Origin of the sequence: Salinibacter altiplanensis, from assembly GCF_002894645.1 — a bacterium.
Lineage (GTDB): Bacteria > Bacteroidota > Rhodothermia > Rhodothermales > Salinibacteraceae > Salinibacter > Salinibacter altiplanensis.
Genome location: NZ_NCQY01000020.1, coordinates 201,524 through 210,150, shown reverse-complemented (window position 1 = coordinate 210,150; position 8,627 = coordinate 201,524). Strand labels below are relative to the sequence as shown.

Genomic DNA, 8,627 nt, shown 5'->3' with positions numbered 1-8,627 from the left:
AGAAAGCCGTCGTTGTTCTGCGAGAGGCGCTGGAGGGCCGCGTCGGTCATCTCGGGCAGGCGCGGCACCCGCTGCTGGTGAGAGGAAATGTTTTGATGATCGAGGACGTAGGGCAGGTGGGTGTCGTAGAACGTTCCGAGGAAAGCCCCCTCGTGCCCCCAGGTGTTTAGGCCCGACTTCGACTGAGCCACTGTGTAGCCCTTGTCCTCGAAGGCCTGAAACAGATTCTGCCCGTCGTCCCGCTGGTCGGAATCGAAGTGACGCGCCCCGCCGCCCATCAGCACGTCGTACTCACGCTCCAGGTGCTGCGCAGCAATCTTGTCCTCGCTCCACCGTGCGGGCATGTTGATCCCGAAGCCCGACGGGGTGGCGTGCGTGATGCGGGTCGTGGTCACGAGCCCCGTTCCCTTCCCCGCGTCCCGGAAAATCTCAAGGATGGTGCGGTATTTTTCCCCGTCCTCGCTCATGTTCACCGCCTCATTGAAGACGCGGTGGCCCGAGCCCCACGACGAGGCCGCCGCCGCGGAGCCGGTCACGATCGAGTTCGCCGCGGCCATGTCCATGAGGCCGTGCCGCACGCGCCCCTCTTCGTAGAGGCGCAGCCAGTTCGACCGCCGCCCGTGGTGGCGCCGGAGGTGCAGGTCCGCCATCGTAAGGGTGCCGGCGCTCATGCCGTCGCTCACCAGGAAGATGATGTTTTTGGCGTCGCCGGGCGCCTCGATGCCCGACACGTCGGTGCGGGGCTTCCCGCTGGCCGTGCTGGCCATGCCGCCGGTGCCGAGGGCCAGGGCCCCGAGGGCCCCGGTCTTCAAAAAATCGCGGCGGGAGGGCGCATCGTCGGAATCAGATCGGAGACGGTCGTGGTACGCGTCGCTCACGGAAGAGGGGTGGGGGCTGGTCGACAGGATGCGATGACACAACACAAAAACCAAAGCCGCCCGCAAAGATCCCTGCGCCGTCGACCGGAACGGGTTACCAAAGAATGATCCCTCCGGCTACCCGTCGCCAATGCGGCGCAGCTGCTCGGCCTCCGTCATTACGCGGCGGCCCATCAGCAGGCTGGTGAGCAGGCTCGTGAGGCCCCCGGCGGCGAAGATCATGGCCATGATGACGAACTGATAGAGCGCGGCATAGACGGGGTTCTCCCCGCCGAGAATCATCCCGGCCATGACCCCAGGAATCCAGACCCAGCCCAGGCTCTTCAGCGAGTCCACCACTGGGATGAGCGAGGCCCGGACGCTGGTCCGCAGGGGCCGGGCCAGCACGGCCCGGGGCGGGCCGCCGAGCGCAAGGCCCACCTCAATTTCATTTCGCTTGTCCCGGAGCTCGTCCTTGAGGCGGTCGAGCGCCAGGCTGTTGATCTTCATGGCGTTGGCGATCACGAGGCTCCCCACCGGCACGAGGCTGCGGACGGTCGCCTCGATGGCCCCGGCCGCCGTCATCGTGACGACGACGAGCCCCGCCCCCACTGTAATCGACAAAAATGAAACCTGCGTGACGCCGGGCAGGCCCTCTCCCCGCTGCCGTGAGATCCAGGTGGCCCCGCCCACCATCCCGAGCAAAATGAGCGTGCTCCAGACGACGGGCACCGCCAGCAGCCCCCCGATGACGAGACCCACGGCCACGATCTGCACGAAGCCGCGGGCAAACGCCCCACTCAGCTCCGACTCCAGCCCTAGGCCGCGCCGCCACGAGAGGAGCACAACGAGCACGGCCAGCACGGTCGCGGCGCCGACCTGGGCAAGTCCCTCAAGTACGATGGGGTCCTGAACGTAGCCGAGGGCATCTTGGAGCATCGTACCTAGCTCTGTGTGGAGTCCTGCGGGCGGTTCCCCCTGAAGGCTCGACCCTCCGACGCACAATCGACCCGGTCGCGGGTGTTCAGAGACAAACGATACGACACTGGGATCCCCGGACAGGCCGCGAACCGACACGGCCTATCGGATCAGGGTCGACGGAAACGCGACGGGGCTCTCGTGTCCCTCCTCGTCCACCGCGGCCACGCCGAAGAGGTAGTTGTCGATGACGACGTTTTCGAGGGTGTGCTCCGTCGTGCCCGCCGGCACAAACGTGCTGTGTTGCCAGCGGGGGGCGGCGGTGCGGCGCCAGTATACCTTGTAGCCGGCCAGGTCGCCGTGGTCGACTGCCTCCCAGTCCAGTGTCGTGTTCGGGGAAACGGCCCCGCCGATGCGCACGCTGTCGGGGACGGGCGGGCCGGCGGCCAGCGAAGCCAGGGAGGCGACGTTGACGCCGGTCAGCTTCTTCGCGTACTGGAAGTTGACCCCCTCGACCACGTCCCCGTACTCAGTCCCGTCTTCCGTCCGGAGGTCCTGGTGCTGCCGGTTGTAGTTCTCGTGCGTCTCCATCACCCGCACGGCCGGGAAGCCCCGGTCGGCAAACGGCATCTGGTCGCCCCCGCGCCCGAAGCGGTCGAGCCGGTAGATGAGCATCGGCTCCAGATTGCGGACGTACGTCTCGGCCATGCCGGCCACGTAGCGCGCAAGCTGGCGGGAGGGCCCGTCGTTCTCTCCCCCGAAGAACCGCGCCGACCAGTTCTCCGACAGGTCCTCCGGCCGGGGCTGGGAAAAGACCCGGAACGTGTTGTTCTCCACCACGCCGTCGATGCCCTCCACGTTGCCAATCATGTCGTTGTTGAGCACGCCAGCCAGGTGCCATTCCTGGGCCACCTCTGCCGCGTGCGTGCTGCCAAAGAGGCCCTGCTCCTCGCCGGTATACCCCACGTACACGATGCTGCTCTCAAACTCGTGCTGCGACAGAACCCGAGCGGCCTCCACTGCTCCCGCCACGCCCGACGCGTCGTCGTTGGCGCCGGGGGCACGGCTCGTGCTGTCCATGACACTGGAGACCCGCGAGTCGAGATGCCCCCCCATTAGCACGTACCGCTCGGGATGATCGGTGCCTCGCTGGATGGCCATCACGTTGTAGACAGGCGTATCGCTCGGAATCCGTTCGGTCTCCGAGGCCTCCACGACCGTCTTTTGATAGTGAACCTCGAGGCACCCGCCACAGTCGGCAGAGATGCGCTCAAACTCGGCCTTCAGCCAGCGGCGGGCGGCCCCGACGCCCCGCTCGTCCGAGGTCGTATCCGAAAGAGTGTGGCGCGTGTGGAAATCAACGAGGGTCCGGACATCGGCCTCCAACCGATCGGCCTGCACGTCGTGGACCATCTGCTGGACGGCCGGGTCCACCTCGGAGGGCGGGCCCTCCTGGGCCATGGCCGGGCTCCCAAGCACAAGGGACAGTACGAGGAGCACACTGCTAAGACGAAGCATCGAGACACAAACAATTTTTGGGAAAGCGGTGGCGGGCCCATAGGGTAACCACACGCGCCCCGAATCTCCATTCAGGGCTCCTCAGGCGGCACATTTGTGCCCCGACGACGCTCTGTGAACGGGCCCCTCCTTCCCCCCAGGGGACAGAGCGACCGCTCTCCGGCGAGGGCAGCTGGACGCGGGCTATGAGCTCGCGGACGCGTCGACCACATCCGTGCTCTTGCCTCTTCGGACCACCCGCCCCCCCTCCATCCGCACGCCCCGCCGTCCCAGCCGCCGCGCCCGGTCGGCGTCGTGGGTGACGAGCACGGCCGTGAGCGCGTAGGCATCCATCACGTCGGCCAGGAGCGACTCGACGCGCTCCGCCGCCTGAGCGTCGAGGCTCGAGGCTGGCTCGTCGAGCAGCACGACATCGGGGTCGTTGAAGAGGGTGCGGGCGATGGCCACGCGCTGCGCCTCCCCGCCGGAGAGCCGATCGGCGTCCCGGTCCGCAAACCCCGACAGCCCCAGCCGGTCGAGCAGTTCGTGCAGCTGCTCCGTGTCGACCGGCTCGTCCCGCAGTGTGGGGCCCCACGCCACGTTCTCCGCGACGGTTCCGCCCACGAGCGTCGGCGCCTGTGGCACCCAGCCCACGCGTTGCCGCAGCGTGCGCGGAGCGATGGTGCGGTAGTCGGTGCCCCCGAGACGGACGGCCCCCGACGTCGGCTCGTCGAGGCGATTCAGGAGGCGCAGAAGCGAGGTCTTGCCCGAGCCGGACGGGCCAAACACGACGAAGACTTCCTCGGCCCGCACCTCGATCGACACGTCCGCCACCAGCGTCTCACCGTCGACGGTGCGCGTGAGGTTTTCGGTGGTGAGGAGCCGGGGATCGGGCATCGGGGGACCAACGTTCGCGGGGCAGACGCTAAGGGGTCGCGGCGAGCAGGTGCTACTCCGAATCGGCTGCCCACGGCCCGGCGCCGGCGATCACCAGCACGAGTGAGCCGAGCAGCATCGCCCAGTCGGTCCGCATTGCGTGGGCCATGCTCCAGAAGCCATACTGGCTCAGCTCGCGCACCTCGAACGGCCCGAAGCCCGTCCCCATCCAGATCGGAATCTTCGTCGTGATGATCGCGACGGTCATGATTGTGGCCGTGCCCGCCGCGGCCAGCCGCGTGTAGAGGCCCAGCAGAATGAGCGCGCCACAGACGACCTCCGCCGCGCCGACGAAGTTTGCCAGGACCTTGGGAACCGGCCACCCCATGTCCGCGAAGCGCCCGGGGCCGCGCATCGCCGGAGACAGAAATTTCTGAATGCCTTCGGAGAGGAAGACAGCCCCCACCATGAGGCGGACGAGCGGCAACGTCCACCACGCCATCTTGGGGGACGAGGCGCGGGAATGGGAGTCTGCCATGGGATGGATCCGAGCGGAAGAGCGTGCAATGGAGGTACCATTCCTCAGTCTCCGTGCCCATCAACCTCCGGAAGGCTATGCGTCAACGCCAGAAACGGGTTCCCCCAGCAGAAGGAGGGCACATCCGATGCCCAGCGCAACCAGGGCGAGGCCGATCACATTGCTGATCAGCACGTTGCCGAGCCCCCTCAGGACCCGTCCCTCCCGCAGCAGCATGAGGCTTTCGAGGCTGTAGGTCGAAAACGTCGTCAACGACCCGATTCCCCCCGTAAAAACAAACACCCGCACGTTCTGCGAAAACGAATACTCGGCGGCGACGACCCATAGCACCCCGATGAGGAAACAGCCCGAGAGGTTCGCCGCGAGCGTGCCCCACGGAAACGATGGGGGGAGGAGTCGATGGGCGAGTGACGACAGGCCGTGCCGAAGAAGTGCGCCGAGGCTGCCGCCAAGCGCGATCCAGAACAGCTTTACCATACGAGAGTCGACGGTGCTCCTACGTTATAGCGGGAATCAGTAGGAGTCATCAGCCCCCCGCAGGAACTGCTGCGTAGAGGCAGCTATCGGCGACCCCCATCGCCATCGGTGGGCATGTTGGGAAAACAGTGCCTGCGGGGCAAGTTCCCCTCCAGAGCACGCATGCCTCGCCTCACACCACGGCCTCACAGGCCTCAACGGCGGCGGTCAGGAGCGCGAGGGCATCGCGCACCCCGTCGGCTTCTCCCTTCTCGAAGTCGCCTTCCTCGACAGCCATCTGGTTCGTCACGTGGGCGAAGCAGACCACCGACTGCTCCCGCGCCTCCGCAAACGCATAGAGCGCCGCCGCCTCCATCTCGACGGCGAGAATGCCCTCGTCGCGCGCCGCGGCGATCGCGGTCTCCGTCTCGCGATAAGGCGCGTCGGTCGTCCAGGACCGGCCCGCGTGCACCGGCACAGGCACCGGTGCAAACGCGTCTTCAAACCGGGCACGCAGTGCTGGATCCAGCGACGCGTAGGACGAGGGCGGACGATAGTGGGGACTGGTTCCCTCGTCACGGAGGGCCTCCTCGATGAAGACGAAGTACGGGGGCTCGCCCTGCGGCACGATCTGCCCGGCGGACGTGATGCTCAGCAACAGTTTACACCCTGCCGCAAAAAGCTGCTCGGCCACCAGGACGGCAAAAGAACTCCCTACGGCCCGGTCCAGCACCCCGATCGTTCGCCCCTCCAGAACCGTTTCGTAGAGGGTCGTGTGGTAGCCGGGCCAGTGGGGATGCGGCTGGGCCTGGCCGGTTTCTCGCAGATGATCCACGATGTCCCCGTCCGGGTCGAGCAGGCACACATCCGGCACGGTGCCATCCTCGACCTCGTTCTGGCGTCGCGCCTCGCGGAGGAGGTTTTCCGGCTGGAAGACCGACGGCTCCTCGTAGGCCTTGTGTGGACGGAGGGGAGACGAGTCGGAAGAAGCCATGAGCGAAGACTCGTGATCAGATGCACGTTCCGTCGACACGACGACGAGTGCTCCCGCAGCGCACCCCCCACGGGCAGGACGTACGCGGATCGGGCCTCACCCGGGCTCGCCCGTCTCCTCGTCGCCGGACGGGCCCTCCAGAGACACCACTTCGGGGCGCAGGTCCTCCCCCGCGTCCTTCGGATCGATGCGCTTGAGCGGCGCCCACAGCAGGCCCACGAAGCGTTGATCCGCCGGGGCGTCCCACCCGTCGAGCCCAAACTCCAGGGTCGATGGGTCGTCGCTTAGGCGAAAGGTGCGTCCGAGCCGGTCCCAGACCGAGAAGAGCGAACTGTAGTTCGAGTCCGTCTCCGGCTGGAAGCGCGAGTGGTGCACCTTGTGCATGTCCGGGGTCACAATCACTGCGCGCAGCGCGCGGTCCAGCCACGCGGGGAGCGCAACGTTCGCGTGGTGGAACTGCACCACGGCAAACATCACCGTCTCGTAGAGGACCAGCTCCCAGAGGTAGATTCCGCCCCCCAGGATCACGCCGATCCGCAGCAGGGACGAGATGATGATCTCACCGGTGTGGAACCGGCTGGCCGTGGTCACGTCCATCTTCGGGTCGTGGTGGTGCACCCGGTGGAACCGCCAGAGAAACGGGATGACGTGGTTGATGCGGTGCCACACGTACATCCAGGCGTCGAGCAGGAGCACAGCGCCGAGGGCGTGGGCCCAGAGCGGCAGTCCCCCCGCGGCGCCGAACCAATGGAGGAGCCCGAGGCCCTGCTGCTCGGCCCAGATCGCGGCCGCCCCCCAGAGTCCGACGAAGAGAAGGGAGATGACCGCGGCATTGAGGCCGCCCAGCAGAAGGTTGCGCAGCGCATGCACGCCTCGCTCCTTGGGCGCCCGCCGGAAGTAGTCGAAGAACGGATGGGCGTGCTCCCAGAGCATCAATGCCGCCAGCCCCACGAGCATGCCAGTCGTTTGGGCCTGCGTCATTGCGTCGAGAAGGGCAGCCATGGGCGCGTGGTTGTCTGCTGAGCAGAAGCGACCGGACGGGTGAGCGAGGGCAATTGCCCGACCCGGGCCCTGGCAATGTGACCCTCGCAGTTCTTCTCAGACGGCCGCACGTTGATCGCTTCCACCGTGCACCGAGGCCGCTGTTTCCTCTCTCCCCAGCCGTCTCTTTTTCGACGCAAAACCGACAGAAGAACCCAGGAACTGCCTCGCACGTCCCTCCGATATGACTCCTTCTGAGAAACACGCCCGAGATCTACGTGCCACAATAAGCCTCCCATTCTTCGGCGGAGTGCGTGTCCGCCGTCGAAAGGTGCTTCCGCGTGCAGGTGGCACTGGCCGGACAGAGCCGAGCGACCTCCTTGGCCTGCCGAATCGTCTCGGGCAGGGTCTCTCGCTCGATGCGTTCGTAGCCACAGCCTCGGAAATAGTCCATTGCCGTCGTGGCGAGCAGATAGAGCGTGAGGTCCTCATGCGGCAGGTCGACCGCTCAGAGCAGGTCCCAACCGGCATCGAGGTCATCAGGCACAGCGGCGTCTATCGTCGCTCGTTGGTCGTGAGGAGGGGTAGAAAAGCCAGCAGAACGATCCCCCGCCCCAACAACTGGCGTCCGTGGTCGGCTCACCAGGGCATATTCCCTCCGTGCAAACAACGTGAGAAGAGTTTTTCTCCGCTCTCTGCCTGCCCATCTATGGGGGACGACGTTCGTACGTTCGATACTCATCTATCGACTCAACCTAGACGATCCCTCCTCCTATGCCCACCTGGCTGATGCCCATCTGGCTGCAGACCACGCTTCTGCTCGTTCTGTCAAACGTGTTCATGACGTTTGCCTGGTACGGGCACCTCAAAAATCTATCGGACGACCCGTGGTACGTGGCTGCCCTCATCGCGTGGGGCATTGCGTTCTTCGAATACGCCGTTCAGGTCCCCGCCAACCGCATCGGCCACACGGCCCTCACCCTGGGCCAGCTCAAAATTCTGCAGGAGATTATCACACTGTCGGTGTTTGTGCCCTTTGCCGTGTTCTACATGAACGAGACTCCGGACTTGGACTATCTCTGGGCCGGGCTCTGCATGGTCGGGGCGGCCTACTTCATCTTTCGGTGAGGATGCGCGTCATGTTGGGGACGAAGGGATTCACGGTTCGCGCGCACGGTAATCCCAGTAATCCCAAAAGAGTACGAGGGACCCCAGCCATCGGCTACAGTCCCTCGGACAGAAGACAAAACGTCGCTGCTCTCAGTCGCCACTATTGCTGCGTGGCGGACTCCGCCGGTTCGGACGACGAGACCGGCGCGCCGTTTCCGCAGCAGGGGGCGCTGTCGGCATCGCGCCCAGTGTGCCGGTCGGACGCAGCCGCCCCCGGATCGCTTTTTTCCTCGTCCTCAATCTCTTCGATGTCAAGGGAGCAGCACTCCTCGTCGGAGGAATTCTCTTCTGTGCCCCATCCGAAAAGTGTGCTGAAGAAGCCGTTGTCGGTAGCCATGGG

Annotated in this window: 11 protein-coding genes and 1 riboswitch; of the genes, 1 reads left to right on the top strand and 10 read right to left on the bottom strand. The window is 65.9% G+C overall.

What is annotated here, in order from left to right:
- The 9 genes from B7R93_RS15855 to B7R93_RS08415 all read right to left on the bottom strand — a co-directional run.
- Nucleotides 1-878, bottom strand: an 878-nt coding sequence (locus B7R93_RS15855) for an alkaline phosphatase (protein ID WP_232798203.1), incomplete at its 3' end; no start/stop codon positions are given.
- A gap of 117 nt (nt 879-995) precedes the next feature.
- Nucleotides 996-1,796, bottom strand: coding sequence for an ABC transporter permease (locus B7R93_RS08450; protein ID WP_103020345.1), 801 nt, complete (start codon nt 1,794-1,796; stop codon nt 996-998).
- Between the two features lie 141 nt (nt 1,797-1,937).
- On the bottom strand, nt 1,938-3,293 hold the full coding sequence (locus B7R93_RS08445; protein ID WP_103020344.1) for a M28 family metallopeptidase: 1,356 nt from the start codon (nt 3,291-3,293) through the stop codon (nt 1,938-1,940).
- Between the two features lie 183 nt (nt 3,294-3,476).
- The gene (locus tag B7R93_RS08440) at nt 3,477-4,169 is read right to left on the bottom strand and encodes an ABC transporter ATP-binding protein (RefSeq protein ID WP_103020343.1); all 693 of its coding nucleotides are present in this window, start codon (nt 4,167-4,169) and stop codon (nt 3,477-3,479) included.
- Between the two features lie 52 nt (nt 4,170-4,221).
- Complete coding sequence (locus tag B7R93_RS08435) at nt 4,222-4,686, bottom strand: DoxX family protein (RefSeq protein WP_103020342.1); 465 nt, start codon at nt 4,684-4,686, stop codon at nt 4,222-4,224.
- A gap of 75 nt (nt 4,687-4,761) precedes the next feature.
- Nucleotides 4,762-5,163: a fluoride efflux transporter CrcB gene (crcB, locus tag B7R93_RS08430; RefSeq protein ID WP_103020341.1), complete on the bottom strand. Its 402-nt coding sequence runs from the start codon at nt 5,161-5,163 to the stop codon at nt 4,762-4,764.
- 33 nt (nt 5,164-5,196) lie between these two features.
- Nucleotides 5,197-5,276: riboswitch (Fluoride riboswitch) on the bottom strand.
- Nucleotides 5,277-5,335: 59 nt separating this feature from the next.
- Nucleotides 5,336-6,136, bottom strand: a complete 801-nt coding sequence (locus tag B7R93_RS08425) for a nucleoside phosphorylase (RefSeq protein ID WP_103020340.1) — start codon at nt 6,134-6,136, stop codon at nt 5,336-5,338.
- Nucleotides 6,137-6,232: 96 nt separating this feature from the next.
- Nucleotides 6,233-7,138, bottom strand: a complete 906-nt coding sequence (locus B7R93_RS08420) for a sterol desaturase family protein (RefSeq protein WP_103020339.1) — start codon at nt 7,136-7,138, stop codon at nt 6,233-6,235.
- A 253-nt stretch (nt 7,139-7,391) separates the two neighbouring features.
- Nucleotides 7,392-7,571 carry a hypothetical protein gene (locus B7R93_RS08415; protein WP_103020338.1) on the bottom strand — a complete coding sequence of 60 codons (180 nt, stop codon included), beginning with the start codon at nt 7,569-7,571 and terminating at the stop codon, nt 7,392-7,394.
- Between the two features lie 335 nt (nt 7,572-7,906).
- On the opposite strand from B7R93_RS08415, the gene B7R93_RS08410 reads away from it, so the two are divergent.
- The gene (locus B7R93_RS08410; protein ID WP_103020636.1) at nt 7,907-8,245 is read left to right on the top strand and encodes a DMT family protein; all 339 of its coding nucleotides are present in this window, start codon (nt 7,907-7,909) and stop codon (nt 8,243-8,245) included.
- Nucleotides 8,246-8,387: 142 nt separating this feature from the next.
- Here B7R93_RS08410 and B7R93_RS08405 read toward each other — a convergent pair whose 3' ends face one another.
- Nucleotides 8,388-8,624, bottom strand: a complete 237-nt coding sequence (locus tag B7R93_RS08405) for a hypothetical protein (protein ID WP_103020337.1) — start codon at nt 8,622-8,624, stop codon at nt 8,388-8,390.
- Between the last annotated feature and the right edge of the window lie 3 nt (nt 8,625-8,627).